The organism is Nocardia sp. 2TAF39 (assembly GCF_052114905.1).
Lineage (GTDB): Bacteria > Actinomycetota > Actinomycetes > Mycobacteriales > Mycobacteriaceae > Nocardia.
Genome location: NZ_JBFRFQ010000067.1, coordinates 1 through 16,819, shown reverse-complemented (window position 1 = coordinate 16,819; position 16,819 = coordinate 1). Strand labels below are relative to the sequence as shown.

Here is a 16,819-nt window from a genome sequence, read left to right as displayed (position 1 = left end):
AACGGTGCGGTAACGATGACCCCTGTTGTCACGACTACATAGGCCGTATGGTCGGGCGTGGTGTCCAGGGCATCCACTCTCGGCGCGTGGGGATGCAAGAGCGAATCTCGAGACGAAGTGAAGGTGCGAAATTGATACGTCGACAGACCCGGCGCGGCGGACTGCGTGCCGCGGCAGCGATCGCGGCAACTGCTGTGCTCGCGGGCGTCATGACCGGGCTCGGCGCGTCCAGTGCGTCAGCTGACCCGATCATCGATTCCCAGAGTCTGCTGGGCAACCCGACCTCCCCGGACGGTTCGCGTATCGCCAAGGCCGTATACAAGAACTCGCGCAATATCCGGCTGTACGTGTACTCGGCGGCGATGGACGAGCAGATCACCATCGACGTCCAGCGCCCGGCTGACGCTTCGGTGCCGCGCCCGACTCTGTACCTGCTCAACGGCGCGGGCGGCGGTGAGGACGACGCCTCGTGGCAGGCGAAGACCGATGCGCTGCAGTTCTTGTCGGACAAGAATGTCAACGTGATCCAGCCGATCGGCGGCAAGTGGAGCTACTACACCGACTGGATCAAGGACGACCCGGTACTCGGGCGCAACAAGTGGAAGACGTTCTTCACCGAGGAATTGCCCCCGCTGGTCGACGGCGCGCTGGGCACCAACGGCGTGAACGCCATCGCGGGCCTGTCCACTTCGGGTACCACCGTGCTCGCGCTGCCGATCGCCAAGCCGGGTCTGTACAAGGCCGCCGCGGCATACAGCGGATGCGCGCAGACCAGTGACCCGGTCGGCGCGGAGTTCGTGAAGCTGACGGTCGAGACCTGGGGCGGCGGTAACACCGAAAACATGTGGGGTCCGGAGGGTTCGCCCGACTGGGTGGCCAACGACCCGTACGTGAACGCCGAGGGGCTGCGTGGGCTCGATCTCTACATCTCCACAGGGAACGGCCTGCCCGGCCAGTACGACACGCTCAACGGCCCGTACGCCTTGCCTGGCGCCTACGGTCTGGCGAACCAGATCGTCATCGGCGGCGTGATCGAGGCGGGCACCAACTACTGCACGCACAACCTGCAGAACAAACTGAACGAGCTGGGCATCCCGGCCACCTGGAACTTCCGTGACTCGGGCACCCACTCGTGGGGTTACTGGCGCGACGAGCTCCTGCTTTCGTGGCCGGTACTGGCGAAGGGCCTCGGCATCTGACCCGCTGAGCTGAGCCGGCTCGCCCGGCTGAACGTCTAACCGACCGTCTGGTTGCCTGTGATGTGCAACTCAGGCGGTCGGTTTCTATAGGGGATACTAACGAAAAAGTTTGGGAACCCGTAAAATACTGTTCCGTGAGTACCACCACCGTGGCCGAGTCCGCCAGATTCGCCGGGCAGCGGGCGCGTGCCGCGACTGGCCTGCTCGGGCCCGCGTTCGTCGCGGCCATCGCTTACGTCGACCCCGGCAATGTCGCGTCGAATATCAGCGCGGGCGCGCAATTCGGCTACCTCCTCGTCTGGGTCATCGTCATGGCCAACGTGATGGCGGGGCTGGTCCAATTCCTTTCCGCCAAACTGGGACTGGTGACCGGCCTGTCGCTGCCGGAGGCGGTGCGGGAGAAGGCGAGCCGCCGGGTTCGGCTGGCCTACTGGGGTCAGGCCGAGACGGTCGCGATGGCCACCGATCTGGCCGAGGTGGTCGGCGGCGCGATCGCACTGCACCTGCTGTTCGGGCTGCCACTGCTGGTCGGCGGCGTGATCACCGGCGTGGTATCGATGGCCCTGCTGCTGGTGCAGGACCGTCGCGGGCAGCGCCCGTTCGAGCGGATGATCACCGGGCTGCTTGCGATCATCGCGATCGGCTTCCTGGCCAGCGTGGTTATCTCGCCACCGTCGTTCGGCGGCACCGTCGGCGGCCTGCTGCCGCGCTTCCAGGGCACCGAGAGCGTGCTGCTCGCCGCGGCGATGATCGGCGCGACGGTCATGCCGCACGCGGTGTACCTGCACTCCGGGCTGGCCCGTGATCGGCACGGGCACCCGGAGGCCGGTCCGCTGCGCAGCAGGCTGCTGCGGATCACCAAGGTCGACGTCGGGCTCGCCATGATCCTGGCGGGCACGGTGAACCTTGCCATGCTTCTGATGGCGGCGAACACCCTGCGCGGCCGCGAGGTCGAAACCATCGAGGACGCCCACGCCGCGGTCGGCGACGCACTGGGTCCGGTCGCCGCGCTGTTGCTCGCGATCGGCCTGCTCGCCTCCGGTCTGGCCTCCACCTCGGTCGGTGCCTATGCCGGTGCGATGATCATGCAGGGCCTGCTGCGTAAGCGCATTCCGCTGCTGACGCGGCGCCTGATCACGTTGATCCCGGCCATCGCGATCCTGGCGGCAGGCATCGATCCCACTCGCGCGCTGATCGTTTCGCAGGTGGTGCTCTCGTTCGGTATTCCGTTCGCGCTGATTCCCCTGGTGCGCTTCACGAGTGACCGATCGCTGATGGGCGGCGACACCAACCACCGCGTGACCACCACGTTGGCTTGGCTGGTCGCCGCCATCATCACGATGCTCAATGTCGCCTTGATCTATCTCACCGTCACGGGCAGCTAGCGGCGGAGCGGCTGGCTCAGACCCAGTTCTCGATCCAGTACTTCCAGATCAGCGGGGCGTAACCGGCCAATGGTGGAACCTTGATGTCGGTGCCTGCGAGGGCGGCCGTGGTATGGCGGCAGTCGAACCAGCAGCTGAATTCGCTGTGCTCCAAGACATCCAGCGGAACGCCGACCCGGGGAAGTAGCCAGTTCATGCCAGGTACGCGCAGCATCATGTCGAGGGTGCGCTTGGGCATCACCTCGACCAGGTGTGGCGCGCCCGCCTCGTCGGCGAACAGGTTCAGCGCCTCGACGGCGCTTTGCCTTCGTGGGTCGACCAGATGGTAGGTGGTCTTGTCCGAGCCCGGCCGGTGTGCGATGTGGTCCAGGGCGCGGGCGACGAAATCGACCGGAACCATGTTGGTTTCGCCAAGCTTGGGCACCAGCACCGGCAGCAGCCTCGGCAGTTGCGCGCCCATGCGCAGTAGCCGGAAGAAGTAGTACGGTCCGTCGATCCGATCGATCTCGCCGGTCCTGGAATGGCCGATCACGATCGACGGACGGTAGATTCGCCAGCGCAGGGAGGATCCGCGCACGATCCGCTCGGCCTCGAACTTGGCCCGCTGCATCGGCGTGGCCAGCGCCTGGCCATAGTCGAACATGTCCTCGGTGAACAGGCCCTCGCAGGACCCGGCTACCTCCACTGTCGAGGCATGGTGCAGCAGACCGGCTTCGAGATCCTCGGCGACGTCGACCACGTGCCTGGTGCCGCCGCCACGCTCGGTCAGGTCGTAGCTGGCGGCTAGATGGAAGACGTGTTCGATCGTGCCGTGGTGCTCGGCCAGCCAGGCCGGGTCGATGCCCAGCCCTGGCGCGCCGAGATCGCCGCGCACCGGCCGTACTCGGTCGCCGCCCGCCCACTCCCGCGCGCAGCAGGCGAACCGGTCGGCCGACGCGTCGCCCGGCCGTACCAGCACATGGATGTCGCCCTCGCGTTTCAGCAGCTGGGGGATGAGGAACCTACCGATGAACCCAGTTGCCCCGGTAACCAGGTAAGTCATAGCCGATGAACATAGTCGCTCGCCAAGTGGCTCGTTGCGGCGGGCCGATCAGTCGGCGAAGACGGGCTTGCGCTTGGTGAGCATCGCAATGGCGCCCTCGGCGAAATCGGAAGACCGCAGCAGCTCGGACTGGCCTGCCTTCTCGGCGGCCAGCGCCGCGTCCAGCGACGTCAGCGTGGCCTGATTGAGTGTCTTCTTGGTGAGTTCGAGTGCGCGGCGCGGACCCGAGGCGATCTTCGCGGCCGCGGCCTCCACGGTCGCGTCGAGTTCGTCGTCGGGCACGACCGCCGTGAACAGACCGGCCGCTTTGGCGGCGGGCGCGGGCAGCCGCTCGCCGAGCAGTGCCATCGCGGCGGCCAGCGGTCGACCGGCCGCCGCGGCGACCAGCGCGGCCGCGCCACCGTCGGGCATCAGGCCGATGTTGATGAAGGCGAGCAGTAGGTAGGAGTCCTCGCTCGCGTAGACCAGGTCGGCGGCCAGCGCGATGCCGACGCCGACGCCCGCCGCGGCGCCCCTGATCTGCACGATCACCGGAATCGGCGCGTCGACGACGGCGCGCACCAGCCGGTTCGCCGCGTCCATCACCATGTCCGAGGTGATGCCGCGCTGCGCCTCGTCCTCGGTCGCGGACAGATCGGCGCCAGTGCAGAAATCGCTGCCCTCCCCGGTCAGTAGGACCACGCGCACCGCGCGGTCCTCGGCGGCCGCGTGGAAGGTGTCGCCGAGCGCGACCATGGTGTCGTAGTCGATGGCGTTCTTCCGCTTCGGCTTGGTGATGGTGACCCGCAGCACCTTGCCGTCCTGCACCACGGAGAAGCCCGCCGCAGTCGCGGGGGCGCCAGCCGATACCACGGAATCGGGGTTGCTCATGTTTGCTCCTACTCTGGGATTCGGGAGCCGCCGGGCCGTGAATAATGGTTCACATTGCGAATTGTGGTTAACTTAGGTTCCATCGTCGGGCACTGTCAACCGGTGCCGCCGGAGAACGGAGAGGTGCATGGTCGCGGATCCCAGCGAGGTCGACCTCGCTCCCGCGCGGCCCGACCCGGGGAGTAGGACCGGCGCGGTGGGCGGCTCGTCGGTGCGTCGCCGTCCGAAGGATCGCAAGGTCCAGATCGTCAGGGCAGCCGCGCGAGCGTTCAGCGAACGCGGCTACTACCCGGTCGGCGTGGACGAAATCGCCGCCGAGGTCGGGATCTCCGGCCCCGCGCTGTATCGGCATTTCACGAACAAGTACGCGCTGCTGGTCGCGGCCGCCGAGGAGGGCGCGCGCCATCTGTTGAACGTCGCCGACACCGCCGACGATGCTCGTCTGGACCCGCCGCGGCGCTTGGACGCGCTGATCCGCGCGATCAGCGAGCACACCATCGAGATCCGCCGAGAGGCCGGGCTCTACCGCTGGGAACGGCGCTATCTCGAGCGTGACGACCGGGTCCGGATCAAGAAGATCTATGACGATCTGAACGACACCCTCGCCGCACCGATCGCGCGGCTGCGACCCGCCGCGTCACCGGCCGACGTGGCGATGTTGGCCGCGGGCGTGCTCAGCGCGATCGCCAGCATCTCGGCGCACCGCACAACGCTGTCCAGCTCGAGGCTGCTTCCGCTGCAGCGCGAGATGGCTTGGGGCATCCTGCGCACCGAACTGCCCGCCGCGTCCACGGAGCCGGCTCCAGGCCCGCCGGTGCGCGGCATCCCGCTGACCTCGAAACGCGAACAGCTGCTCACCGAGGCGATCCGGATCTTCGGTAGGCAGGGCTACCACGAGGCGAGCATCGAGGAGATCGGCGCGGCGGTCGGCATCAACGCCTCCAGTGTGTACCGATATTTCGCGAGCAAGGCCGACCTGCTCGCCGCGGCCTTCTTCCGCACGGGGGACCGGCTGGCGATCGCGATCACCGAGGCGCTGGCCGAGGCGACCAGCAAGGAGGACGCGGCACGGCGTCTGGCGGACCGCTACGCCAAGCTCAGTTTCGCGATGCCGGAGATCATGCCGGTCTATTACGCCGAATTCAGCAACCTGCCGCAGGCCGAGCAGCACAAGCTCCGCGCCATCCAGCGGCAGAATGTGCTGGAGTGGGCCAATCTGCTCGACGGCGATCCGGTGGAGGCGCGGTTCCGTGTGCATGCCGCCATAGGCCAGGTGATCGACGTCGGCAGGCTGATCCGATTCGATTCCCGCCCAGCCCAACTGGCGCGGGTCACGGCGCTGATGGACGCGGTACTGTTCGGCTGATCAGCGCGGGCCTCACGAAGGGCGCCCGTGCCGGACCCGGAAGATCATCTTGGCCAGGCGCAGGTGCCGCGGGCGCCGGTCGAATGTGGACAAGTTGACCGGCGCCTGGTATCGCTTGCGCGCGATGGCGAGGGTCCTGCTGAATTCACGCAGCCCCTGGTCGCCGTGGCTGTGGCCCTGGCCGTACTCGCCAACGCCGCCGAAGGGCAGTGCGGGAATGCCGGCGTAGGCGGTGGAGGAGTTGATGGTCACCACCCCGACCCGCAGCTGCTCGGCGAACGCCTCGATCTCGTGCACGTCCCTGGTGAACACCGACACCGCGACATCGGTGCCGACCGCGTTGATCCGCGCGGCGGCGTCGTCCATGCTTGCCACTTTGTTCACGATGAGCACCGGGCCGATGCCCTCGCCGGTGATCGCGATGCTCTCCTCGGGCACCTCGGCAAGCACGATCGGCTCGATGTAGGGCTCGCGGATCGACTCCAGCCCACCGACCACCGTGCGTCCGCCGCGGGCCACCGCATCGCGCACCTGTCTGCGCACCACATCGACCTGCGGCTCCATGATCATCGGACCGTACGAGGCCTTCCGATCCGCGCCTGGCCGCAGCTTGCGAGCGTGTTCCACGACCAGCTCGAGAAACCGGTCATAGACCGACTGGGCGACGTAGGCGCGCTGGATCCCGGTGGCGTTCTGCCCGGCGTTGGCCATCGCGCCGAATACCGCGGCCTCGGCGGCGTCGTCGAGCTTCGCGTCCACATGCACGACCATGCTGCCCTTGCCGTTGCGCTCCACGACGACCGGCGTCGTGGTCTGTGCGCACAACGCGATCACCTCGCGTGCGCCCGCTTCCGAGCCCGCATAGGCGATCTTGTCGACCTTGGCGCGGCAGAGCGCGACACCGGTCGCGGTGTCACCGGTAACCACTTGCAGCACCGGCTGATTCGGCGCAAGCCTGGACCAGCTGTCGGCCAGCCACACCCCGACGCCGGTGGTCAGCTCATGCGGTTTGAACACCACCGCATTGCCCGCTGCCATCGCATAGGCAATCGAGCCCATCGGAGTGAATACCGGGTTGTTCCACGGTCCGAGTACTCCGACCACGCCGAGCGGCAGGTAGCCGACCGATGCCAGCTGGTTGCGGGTGAGCCACGTGGAGCCGAGTCGTCGCCGGTCCAAGGCGCGGCTGGCGTTGCGTGCGGCCCAGTCCAGGTTCTCCACCGCGAGCATTACCTCGATCGCAGCGTCCGCCTCCGGTTTTCCGGTCTCCTCGCACAGGGTTGCCACCAACTCGCCTGAGCGCCGGGCGATATCATGCTTCCAGTCCAGAAGCCAGCGCTTGCGTGTGCTGAATCCCAGTTCCGCCCACCACTTTTCGGCGGCGCGCGCGGCGCGCACGGCGCGGGTGAGCTCGCCGGAATGCATCACGGCGTAGCTGCCCACCACCTCGCCGGTGCGCGGATCATAGGACGTCAGCACATTCGATCGGCCCGTTCCTTCCGGATGCGCCGCCAGTCGTGGCTGCGCGGACTCGGCCATGATCACCTCTCGCAGTGTCGAAAACAGCGTGCGGGCCGCTCAGCGGGGCACAGCCGCAGACGAGTGATTGTGGTTCCCCTCGAGCAGACTATGGTCTGCCGCCGCGGGCCGACAAGGCCTCGGCCACCAGCCCTTGGCCGCCCAGGATCGCTCTCACCAGCGCCGAACCCTTGCTAAGCGGACCGGGAGCAGTAAATGTGAGTAAGGACACTTCTGATGGGCCCCCGGGGTGGGTGGGACGCGCGACGCGATTGCGACGCGGCCTGGCCGGTAACATCACGCCGAGCGCGACGGATCACCAATCGAAGCGCAAGCATGCGCTCGGGCGACCTCGTCGCCGCACCGGCCGATAGTGGAGAGTTGATGCCGAATTCCAACCAAGCAGATTCGCATGCGAGTGAGCCAGCGGTCCAGGTAGCGGACGTCCGCAAGTCATTCGGCGACGTGCATGCACTGCAGGGCGTCAGCTTCGTCGCCGAACGCGGCTCCGTTCTCGGCGTGCTCGGCCCCAACGGCGCGGGCAAGACGACCATGGTGAAGGTCCTCTCCACACTGCTGCGCCCCGACTCCGGCACCGCTGTCGTCGCCGGGCACGACGTGCTGAAAGATCCGGCGGGCGTGCGCCGCTCGATCATGATGACCGGGCAGTACGCGGCGCTGGACGAGAACCTCTCCGGCCGGGAGAACTTGGAGCTGTTCGGCAGGCTGATGGGCCTCGCCAAGTCCGCGGCCCGCAAGCGCGCCGACACTTTGCTCGAGGAGTTCGAACTGGTGGACGCGGGACGCCGCGCGGTGCGGCACTACTCGGGCGGTATGCGCCGCCGCGTCGACATCGCCTGCGGCCTTGTGGTGCGTCCGAAGGTGGTGTTCCTGGACGAGCCGACCACCGGCCTCGACCCACGCAGCCGGCAAGGCGTGTGGGATCTGGTGACCGCGCTCAAGAACCAGGGCATCACGGTTCTGCTGACCACGCAGTACCTCGAGGAAGCCGACGTGCTCAGTGACAACATCATCGTGATCGACAAGGGCACCGTGATCGCCGAGGGCACCGCCGACGAACTCAAGGAGAAGACCGGCGGCAGCTATTGCGAGGTGGTCCCACTGGATCCGACCAAGCTGCGAACCGCCGCGTACGCGCTCGGCGACCTGATGCCGCCCGCGGTGCTCGCAGACCTCGACGGCGGCGACCGGCTCTCCATTCCGGCGCCCGAGGGCGCGATCACGCTGACCGAGGCGCTGCGCAGGCTCGACAGCGCGGGCATCGACCTGGCCGACATCGCGCTACGTCGCCCCTCGCTGGACGACGTGTTCCTGTCCATCACCGGCCACACGGGCGGTCACGCGTGACCGCTGCGACCGCCCCGGAGAGCACACCGGATGCCGCGGCGACACTGTTCGCCGAGCTGCCCGAGGCGCGGCTCTCGTCGTTTGCGCAGTGGCGTGCGCTGACCGGCCGCATCGTCCGGACCATGGTGACCAAGGGCGAGATGATCGTCGCGGTGGTCACGCCGCTGATGTTCACGGTCGGCTTCTACCTTCCGCTGCGCTATGTGATGAAGTTCCAGGGCATCGACTACGCCCAGTACGTCATGCCGATCATCGTGCTGCAGACCATGGCTTTCACGATGATGTCGAACGCGCAGATAGCGGCGTTCGAGGCGAGGACCGGATTGAGCACCCGCCTGCAGACCATGCCGATCGGCATGGTCGTCCCGTTCATGGCGCGTATCGCGGCCGGGCTGGTCCGGTCGGTCACCTCGCTCACCGCCGCGGTGGCTTTCGGATACGTCATCGGATTCCGCTTCGTCGCGGGTCTCGGGCAGGCAGTGCTGTTCTGTGTCTTCGCACTCGCCGTCGGCACAGTGCTCGCGATCGGCGCCGATGCACTCGGCAGCCTGACCAAGAGCCCGGAGTCGCTGAGTCAGGCGCTGACCCTGCCGACGCTGATCTTCGGCATGCTTTCCTGCGGGTTCGTGCCCGAACACAGTTACCCGATGTGGATTCGGCCGTTCGTGCGCAACCAGCCGATCTCCCAGTTCTCCTACGCCCTGCGCGATATGGCGGCCGAGGGAGTGACCTGGCAAGTGTTGTGGGTGCCGCTGGTGTGGGTGGCCGGGCTCACGGTGGTGTTCATCCCGTTGGCGATCTGGGCGAGTGTGAGGCGGTCATGAGTTCTCTGGAGGCGATGGCACCCGCCGATGACGCGGCCGAGCACACCGGCTCCTCGTCGCTGCTGCCCGAGGTGGGCGCGCGCCCGGAAGATTCCCTGCGTACTTGGGCCGCGCACAGCCTGATCCAGTGCAAGCGACTGCTGATGGTGTGGGCACGCGACCCCGCGACCACGATCCAGGCGCTGATCTATCCTGCCGTTACCCTGCTGATGTTCCGCATCGTGCTCGGCGACTCGATCACGCTGGCTACCGGCAAGCCGAGCGTCTACGGAACCGTTCCGATGATCACGCTGGTCGCGGCGATGACGGGTGCGGTGGTGAGCGCGCTCGGATTGAAAGTGGAGAAGTTGACCGGGCTGCTCGGCCGGTTCTGGACCATGCCGATCCATCGCGCGGCCGGGTTGACCGGGCGACTGCTCGCCGAGGCGATCCGGGTGCTGGTCACCACGCTGTTGGTGCTTGTGGTCGGGTTGACCATCGGCTTCCGGTTCGACCAGGGGCTCGGTGCGGCGCTGGCGCTGATCGGCATTCCGGTGCTCTTCGGCGTGGCTTTCGCCGTGCTGGTCACCGCGCTGGCGACGGTCTCCGACGGCGTGCTTCTGGTGAACATCATCGGAATCACCAGTACGTTTCTGATGTTCTTCAACTCCGGATTCGTACCGACTTCCGTCTACCCGAGCTGGCTGCAAGGGGTGGTCGGGAACCAGCCGATGAGCTGTGCCATCGACGCCATGCGCGGGTTGTCCTACGGCGGCCCGGTGGCGGAGCCGTTGGTGAAGACTCTCGCCTGGGTGATCGGGATGATCGTGGTCTTCGCCTACCCCGCGGTCCGCGGCTACCGGCGCGCGGCCGAGACCGGAGCCTGATCGAAGTCGTAGTCCAGCCAGCGGTTCCGGTTGGTCCAGCCGACCAGGTCGTAGCGCCAGTGGAACGGCCAGGTGTGCGCGACGGTGTTGCACAGCACCGCACCGAGAGCGGTGTAGTCGTCGTGTGCGGACAGCAGGGCGCGTCGGCCGCGCGGGGAGGCGCTGAAGAACGCGTCGAATATGGCGATGGACTGTTCTGTGGTGAGCCTGCCCAAGCCGTAGAGGCCGCGCGTCCGCATCCAGTACACCAGTCGCGCACGCCATGGCCACAGCTCGGCGATCGGGTCGTGACCCTGCCGCAGCGCAGTGACCGCGGTGTCGACCAATGCGAGTGAGTCGGCGACGCTGTAGCCGGTGCACGGATGCATCATGCCGCCGCGCGACCCGAATGGAATCGCCCTCGCCTCGCCCTTGCGCGGCGGCGGTTGGTCGAGCGGGTAATGCGCCGCCTCGCTCGGTTCGGCGCCGGTGAGCCGGATACCGTGCGCGGCGAGCCGGTTGATCGTGCGCCTGCGCAGTTCGTGCTGCGGCATACCGCCGCGCAGGCCGAGGCTGGTCTCCTCGAAGATCACCGTGCCGTCGCCGACTGGCACCGCGTAGAGGAACGACGGCGGTTCGTCCGGGCCCGCGCCGTTTTCCGGCCGCCAGTCCAGCAGCAATCCCTCGCCGTCGCGGACCATCGGCGCGGCCGCCTCGGCGTCGACGAAGATGCCGTGCGCGCTCGCCGCCCTGCGGCCTCCGAGGGTGGGCAATCCGCGGGTGTCGAACACCATCGCCGCGGTGTGCACTGTGCCGTCGGCGAGCTCGACCTCGTGCGCGTCCACCCGGCTGGCGCGGCCTGCCACGACGGTGGCGTCATCGAGCGGAAGCGCTTCGCGTAGACCGGACTTGGACAGCACGCAGTAGGGCCGGTCGACGCGGTGTTCGGTCGTCGTCCACACGGTGGGCGCCGGGATCGTGGTCGCGACGGCGCCGGACGGCAGCCAGTCCGGCAGCTCGTCGACCCAGCAGGAGAAGGTGGGCGGCCACAGCCGGTCGGGACGCGGATCGATCGCGGTCACCGACAGCCCGGCCCGCATCGCGCGATGCGCCAGCGCCCGTCCGGTCGGGCCGAGCCCAACCACGCACACGTCGACTTCCCGAACCGCGCTGAGTGCCATACGGGGCATTCAATCCGTTCGGCCGACGCGACTGCAACCAGCCCGTGGGCGACCCGCAGTGGGCGGCTGGCAATGGCAACGTGTGGACGTCAATGGGGTGTCACCCAGGTGGTGATGTCGGCATGCACGACTTCGAGGCCGTTCTTGTCATAGATCGACACCGGCACCACCACTTCGCAACCTTCGGTGATGGTCGCGAAGTCCGGAACCTCGGGCAGTTTCGCGACAGCGCGAAGCCCGGTCTCGGCTTTGGCCAGGTATTGCACGGTCATGGTCTTCGGAATCCACCGGTGCGTCGCGGGGACGGTCGCCTCGCTGAGCATGCCCATCGCCACCTCCGCCAGGTTGCACGCCGCGATCGCGTGGAAGGTGCCCAGATGATTGTGGATGCCGAACCACTTCGGCGAGGTCACCTCGCACAGCCCAGGCTCCAGCCGGACCACGCTCGGCAGCACGGTACCGAAGTACGGCACCCGGGCCACCATCCCGAGGGAGAACAAGGCGTGGCCCAGCCGGTTGTCCGGCAGCTTCTTCCAGCCGCGATAGGTCACGGTCTCTTTCGTCATGCACCACATCTTACTCGGAAGTAAGTTCCGGGTAAGCCGTCTGCTGCTCCGAGCGGCCGACGCGTCCGCGACGAAGTCGCCAGCGGCTGTCGCTCGGACGCGAGCCGCAAGGGGGCCGCGAACACGCCGCGCCCGCGCGGCCAAAGACGCAGATTTGAAGTGTGGGAGTGCGTCGGGCATACTGTTCGGGTTGCCTTGCGCCGGACCGTGTCTGTTTCTGTGTGGAACGGGTTGTGGTCGAGCGAGGCGAGTAGTACCCAATCTTGTACCTCGCTGGGTTTCCGGCGTGGGTACGTCCGGGACAGTGTTCCAGGCCTGAGATGAAGTAGATCCGGGGCCGAGGAATGAGCGGACGGGCGACACGCCCGACCGCGTGGACCGGAGAACCATGACAGATGAACAGCGGCGAGGATCGGGCGTGCCCGGTCATGGTCTCGACTCTGAGACGTCTTCGTGTGTTCGGGCTGTGCAAATTGAGGGTGGTCCAGAAAGTTGGTGTAGCCAGCTTCCGGGCCACGAAGGAAAGCGGAGAAAAGGACACTTAGCGTGGCGGGACAAAAGATCCGCATCAGGCTCAAGGCCTATGACCACGAGGCGATCGACGCATCTGCGCGCAAGATCGTGGAGACGGTGACCCGCACCGGGGCACGCGTCGTGGGCCCGGTGCCGTTGCCGACCGAGAAGAACGTGTACTGCGTCATCCGTTCGCCGCACAAGTACAAGGACTCGCGCGAGCACTTCGAGATGCGTACGCACAAGCGCCTTATCGACATCCTCGACCCGACGCCGAAGACGGTGGACGCGCTCATGCGCATCGACCTGCCGGCCAGCGTCGACGTCAACATTCAGTGACGGGGACTCGAGACATGACTGACAACAAGAACAGGCCGGCGGCCGGCATCCTGGGCACCAAGCTCGGCATGACCCAGGTCTTCGACGACAAGAACCGCGTCGTCCCCGTGACCGTCATCAAGGCCGGACCGAACGTCGTTACCCAGATTCGCACCGTGGAGCGTGACGGCTACAGCGCCGTCCAGGTCGCTTTCGGTGCCATCGACCCGCGCAAGGTGAACAAGCCGGTCTCCGGTCAGTTCACCAAGGCCGGTGTCACCCCGCGTCGCCACGTCGCCGAGATCCGCGTCGCGGATGCCTCCACCTTCGAGGTCGGCCAGGAGATCAACGCCGACGTGTTCGAAGAGGGCACCTACGTCGACGTCACCGGCACCAGCAAGGGCAAGGGTTTCGCGGGCACCATGAAGCGCCACGGCTTCCGTGGTCAGGGTGCGTCGCACGGTGCGCAGGCCGTGCACCGTCGCCCGGGTTCCATCGGTGGCTGCGCCACCCCCGGCCGTGTGTTCAAGGGCATGCGCATGTCGGGCCGGATGGGCAACGACCGCGTCACCACGCAGAACCTGTCGGTTCACAAGGTGGACGCCGAGAACGGCCTGCTGCTGATCAAGGGAGCGATCCCGGGTCGCAAGGGCGGCGTCGTGATCGTCAAGAGCGCCGTGAAGGGTGGTGCGCACGCATGACCAGCGTGAACACGAAGAAGTCGGACACAGAGAAGTCCGCCGTCCTCACGCTGCCGGTCAAGGAGATCGGCGGCAAGAGCAGCGGTACCGTCGAGCTCCCCGCGGAGATCTTCGACGTGACCGCCAATATCGCGCTGATGCACCAGGTCGTCACCGCGCAGCTGGCCGCGGCCCGTCAGGGCACGCACAGCACGAAGACGCGCGGCGAAGTCTCCGGTGGCGGCAAGAAGCCGTACCGTCAGAAGGGCACCGGTCGCGCCCGTCAGGGCTCGACCCGCGCGCCGCAGTTCGCCGGCGGTGGCACCGTACACGGCCCGCAGCCGCGCGACTACAGCCAGCGCACCCCGAAGAAGATGAAGGCCGCCGCCTTGCGTGGCGCCCTGTCGGACCGGGCCCGCAACGAGCGCATCCACGTGATCGCCGAGCTGGTCGCCGGACAGACGCCGTCGACCAAGACCGCCAAGAGCTTCCTGGCCGAGCTGTCGGACCGCAAGAAGTTCCTGGTCGTCGTCGGCCGCGAGGACATCGCCGCGTGGAAGAGCGTGGCGAACCTGCAGAACGTGCAGCCGATCGCCCCGGATCAGCTCAACACCTACGACGTGCTGAACAGCGACGAAGTGGTGTTCAGCGTCGAGGCTCTGAACACTTTCGTTCACGGCCCCGCCGAGGCGGCACAGGAGGAGAGCAAGTGACCACCATCGCCGACCCCCGCGACATCCTGCTGGCGCCGGTCATCTCGGAGAAGTCCTACGGACTGATCGAGGAAGGCACCTACACCTTCCTGGTGCACCCGGACTCGAACAAGACGCAGATCAAGATCGCCGTCGAGAAGGTCTTCGGTGTGAAGGTCACCAGCGTCAACACCGCCAACCGTCAGGGCAAGCGCAAGCGGACCCGCTTCGGTTACGGCAAGCGCAAAGACACCAAGCGCGCGCTCGTGACCATCTCGGCCGACAGCAAGCCCATCGAGATCTTCGGGGGCCCGGTCGCGTAAGCGCCTGGGAATCCAGAAAGTAGAGAAGAACTCATGGCAATTCGTAAGTACAAGCCGACTACGCCGGGCCGTCGTGGCGCCAGTGTCTCGGACTTCGCGGAGATCACCCGGTCGACGCCCGAGAAATCGCTGCTGCGTCCGCTGTCCAAGAGCGGTGGTCGTAACGCACACGGCCGCATCACCACTCGTCACCGCGGTGGCGGGCACAAGCGGGCCTACCGTGTCATCGACTTCCGTCGCCTGGACAAGGACGGCATTCCCGCCAAGGTCGCGCACATCGAGTACGACCCGAACCGGACCGCGAACATCGCACTGCTGCACTATGTGGACGGCGAGAAGCGCTACATCATCGCCCCCAAGGGTGTGACGCAGGGCACGCCGATCGAGTCCGGTCCCACGGCCGACATCAAGCCGGGCAACAACCTGCCGCTGCGCAACATCCCGACCGGTACCACCATTCACAACGTGGAGCTGCGTCCGGGCGGCGGCGCCAAGCTGGCCCGTTCCGCGGGGATGAGTATCCAGCTGCTCGGTAAGGAAGGCCCCTACGCCACGCTGCGTATGCCCTCCGGTGAGATCCGTCGCGTCGACGTGCGCTGCCGCGCCACCGTCGGCGAGGTCGGCAATGCCGAGCAGTCGAACATCAACTGGGGCAAGGCCGGCCGCATGCGCTGGAAGGGTCGTCGCCCCACGGTCCGTGGTGTCGTCATGAACCCGGTCGACCACCCGCACGGTGGTGGTGAAGGCAAGACCTCCGGTGGTCGCCACCCGGTCTCGCCGTGGGGTCAGCCGGAAGGTCGCACCCGCAAGCCCAACCGCCCGAGCGACAAGCTCATCGTCCGCCGCCGCAAGACCGGCAAGAAGCGCTGAAGGAGGAGGTAAGAAATGCCACGCAGCCTCAAGAAAGGCCCGTTTGTCGACGACCACCTCCTCGCGAAGGTGGACGTGCAGAACGAGAAGGGCACCAAGCAGGTCATCAAGACCTGGTCGCGTCGTTCGACCATCATCCCCGATTTCATCGGGCACACGTTCGCGGTGCACGACGGCCGCAAGCACGTGCCGGTGTTCATCTCGGACAACATGGTCGGGCACAAGCTCGGTGAGTTCGCGCCGACCAGGACGTTCAGGAGCCACGTCAAGGAAGACCGGAAGAGCAAGCGGCGATGACGACGACTGAGACTCAGAACCTGACTGCGCGCGCGACCGCCAAGCACGTTCGCGTCACTCCGATGAAGGCGCGCCGTGTCGTGGACCTGGTCCGCGGCAAGCGCGTCGAGGACGCCCTCGCCCTGCTGAAGTTCGCGCCCCAGGCCGCGAGCGAGCCGGTCGCCAAGGTCGTCGCCAGCGCGGCCGCCAACGCCGAGAACAACCTCGGTCTCGACCCGGCCACGCTGGTCATCTCGACGGCCTACGTCGACGAGGGCGCGACCATGAAGCGGTTCCAGCCGCGTGCCCAGGGCCGTGCGTTCCGCATCCGCAAACGCACCAGCCACATCACCATCGAGGTCGAGAGCATCCCCACCGCCGGTGGATCCACTCGCAACCGCCGGAAGGGAGGGGCAAAGTAAATGGGACAGAAAATCAATCCCCATGGCTTCCGCCTCGGTATCACCACCGACTGGAAGTCGCGTTGGTACGCGGACAAGCAGTACGCGGACTACGTGAAGGAAGACGTCGCGATCCGCAAGCTCCTCGCCACCGGCATGGAGCGGGCGGGCATCTCCAAGGTCGAGATCGAGCGCACCCGTGACCGCGTGCGGGTGGACATCCACACCGCGCGTCCGGGCATCGTGATCGGCCGCCGTGGCGCGGAGGCCGACCGCATCCGTGCCGAGCTGGAGAAGCTCACCGGCAAGCAGGTCCAGCTGAACATCCTCGAGGTCAAGAACCCCGAGTCGGATGCGCAGCTGGTCGCCCAGGCCGTCGCGGAGCAGCTGTCCAACCGTGTCGCATTCCGTCGCGCGATGCGCAAGGCCATTCAGTCGGCCATGCGTTCGCCGAACGTCAAGGGCATCCGTGTGCAGTGCTCGGGCCGCCTCGGTGGCGCCGAAATGTCGCGCTCGGAGTTCTACCGCGAGGGTCGCGTGCCGCTGCACACGCTGCGCGCCGACATCGATTACGGCCTCTAC

Annotated in this window: 19 protein-coding genes; 14 read left to right on the top strand and 5 right to left on the bottom strand. The window is 67.0% G+C overall.

Going from position 1 to position 16,819, the window contains the following annotated elements; genetic code table 11:
- Positions 1-209 precede the first annotated feature (209 nt).
- Both AB4Z47_RS28605 and AB4Z47_RS28600 read left to right on the top strand, forming a co-directional pair.
- Entirely contained in the window at positions 210-1,199 is a 990-nt protein-coding gene (locus tag AB4Z47_RS28605; RefSeq protein WP_441955463.1) for an alpha/beta hydrolase, read from the top strand.
- A 149-nt stretch (positions 1,200-1,348) separates the two neighbouring features.
- A complete protein-coding gene (locus tag AB4Z47_RS28600; protein WP_441955461.1) occupies positions 1,349-2,584 on the top strand; it encodes an Nramp family divalent metal transporter in 1,236 nt (411 codons plus the stop codon).
- A gap of 16 nt (positions 2,585-2,600) precedes the next feature.
- Here the strand turns inward: AB4Z47_RS28600 and AB4Z47_RS28595 are convergent, their stop codons facing one another.
- Positions 2,601-3,626 (bottom strand): SDR family oxidoreductase, encoded by a 1,026-nt coding sequence (locus tag AB4Z47_RS28595; protein ID WP_441955457.1) that lies wholly within the window; start codon positions 3,624-3,626, stop codon positions 2,601-2,603.
- Between the two features lie 48 nt (positions 3,627-3,674).
- Positions 3,675-4,496, bottom strand: a complete 822-nt coding sequence (locus tag AB4Z47_RS28590) for an enoyl-CoA hydratase (RefSeq protein ID WP_441955456.1) — start codon at positions 4,494-4,496, stop codon at positions 3,675-3,677.
- Positions 4,497-4,623: 127 nt separating this feature from the next.
- Between AB4Z47_RS28590 and AB4Z47_RS28585 the strand changes: the two genes are divergently transcribed.
- The gene (locus AB4Z47_RS28585; RefSeq protein ID WP_441955454.1) at positions 4,624-5,862 is read left to right on the top strand and encodes a TetR/AcrR family transcriptional regulator; all 1,239 of its coding nucleotides are present in this window, start codon (positions 4,624-4,626) and stop codon (positions 5,860-5,862) included.
- A gap of 12 nt (positions 5,863-5,874) precedes the next feature.
- On the opposite strand, the gene AB4Z47_RS28580 is transcribed toward AB4Z47_RS28585, so the two are convergent.
- The gene (locus tag AB4Z47_RS28580; RefSeq protein WP_441955452.1) at positions 5,875-7,401 is read right to left on the bottom strand and encodes an aldehyde dehydrogenase family protein; all 1,527 of its coding nucleotides are present in this window, start codon (positions 7,399-7,401) and stop codon (positions 5,875-5,877) included.
- A gap of 363 nt (positions 7,402-7,764) precedes the next feature.
- On the opposite strand from AB4Z47_RS28580, the gene AB4Z47_RS28575 reads away from it, so the two are divergent.
- The 3 genes from AB4Z47_RS28575 to AB4Z47_RS28565 are packed head-to-tail and all read left to right on the top strand — an operon-like array spanning position 7,765 to position 10,438.
- Complete coding sequence (locus AB4Z47_RS28575) at positions 7,765-8,748, top strand: ATP-binding cassette domain-containing protein (protein WP_441955450.1); 984 nt, start codon at positions 7,765-7,767, stop codon at positions 8,746-8,748.
- Positions 8,745-9,572 (top strand): ABC transporter permease, encoded by an 828-nt coding sequence (locus AB4Z47_RS28570; RefSeq protein WP_441955448.1) that lies wholly within the window; start codon positions 8,745-8,747, stop codon positions 9,570-9,572. The genes AB4Z47_RS28575 and AB4Z47_RS28570 overlap by 4 nt, the downstream gene beginning before the upstream one ends.
- Positions 9,569-10,438 carry an ABC transporter permease gene (locus AB4Z47_RS28565; protein ID WP_441955446.1) on the top strand — a complete coding sequence of 290 codons (870 nt, stop codon included), beginning with the start codon at positions 9,569-9,571 and terminating at the stop codon, positions 10,436-10,438. Before AB4Z47_RS28570 ends, AB4Z47_RS28565 begins: the two co-directional genes overlap by 4 nt.
- Here the strand turns inward: AB4Z47_RS28565 and AB4Z47_RS28560 are convergent.
- Together AB4Z47_RS28560 and AB4Z47_RS28555 are read right to left on the bottom strand one after the other, a co-directional pair.
- Entirely contained in the window at positions 10,408-11,598 is a 1,191-nt protein-coding gene (locus AB4Z47_RS28560) for a lycopene cyclase family protein (RefSeq protein ID WP_441955444.1), read from the bottom strand. The genes AB4Z47_RS28565 and AB4Z47_RS28560 overlap by 31 nt on opposite strands.
- An 89-nt stretch (positions 11,599-11,687) precedes the next feature.
- Positions 11,688-12,164, bottom strand: coding sequence for a hotdog fold domain-containing protein (locus AB4Z47_RS28555; protein ID WP_441955442.1), 477 nt, complete (start codon positions 12,162-12,164; stop codon positions 11,688-11,690).
- A 546-nt stretch (positions 12,165-12,710) separates the two neighbouring features.
- On the opposite strand from AB4Z47_RS28555, the gene rpsJ reads away from it, so the two are divergent.
- The 8 genes from rpsJ to rpsC all read left to right on the top strand — a co-directional run.
- On the top strand, positions 12,711-13,016 hold the full coding sequence (gene rpsJ / locus AB4Z47_RS28550; protein WP_003938093.1) for a 30S ribosomal protein S10: 306 nt from the start codon (positions 12,711-12,713) through the stop codon (positions 13,014-13,016).
- A gap of 14 nt (positions 13,017-13,030) precedes the next feature.
- Positions 13,031-13,696, top strand: coding sequence for a 50S ribosomal protein L3 (rplC, locus tag AB4Z47_RS28545; protein ID WP_406270174.1), 666 nt, complete (start codon positions 13,031-13,033; stop codon positions 13,694-13,696).
- A complete protein-coding gene (rplD, locus tag AB4Z47_RS28540; protein WP_441955440.1) occupies positions 13,693-14,388 on the top strand; it encodes a 50S ribosomal protein L4 in 696 nt (231 codons plus the stop codon). Before rplC ends, rplD begins: the two co-directional genes overlap by 4 nt.
- Positions 14,385-14,690: a 50S ribosomal protein L23 gene (gene rplW / locus AB4Z47_RS28535; RefSeq protein ID WP_014981657.1), complete on the top strand. Its 306-nt coding sequence runs from the start codon at positions 14,385-14,387 to the stop codon at positions 14,688-14,690. The genes rplD and rplW overlap by 4 nt, the downstream gene beginning before the upstream one ends.
- Positions 14,691-14,723: 33 nt before the next feature.
- The gene (gene rplB / locus AB4Z47_RS28530; RefSeq protein WP_441955438.1) at positions 14,724-15,560 is read left to right on the top strand and encodes a 50S ribosomal protein L2; all 837 of its coding nucleotides are present in this window, start codon (positions 14,724-14,726) and stop codon (positions 15,558-15,560) included.
- A gap of 15 nt (positions 15,561-15,575) precedes the next feature.
- Complete coding sequence (gene rpsS, locus AB4Z47_RS28525; protein ID WP_441955436.1) at positions 15,576-15,857, top strand: 30S ribosomal protein S19; 282 nt, start codon at positions 15,576-15,578, stop codon at positions 15,855-15,857.
- On the top strand, positions 15,854-16,258 hold the full coding sequence (rplV, locus tag AB4Z47_RS28520; protein ID WP_441955434.1) for a 50S ribosomal protein L22: 405 nt from the start codon (positions 15,854-15,856) through the stop codon (positions 16,256-16,258). The genes rpsS and rplV overlap by 4 nt, the downstream gene beginning before the upstream one ends.
- Positions 16,259-16,819, top strand: a 561-nt coding sequence (rpsC, locus tag AB4Z47_RS28515) for a 30S ribosomal protein S3 (protein ID WP_441955432.1), incomplete at its 3' end; no start/stop codon positions are given.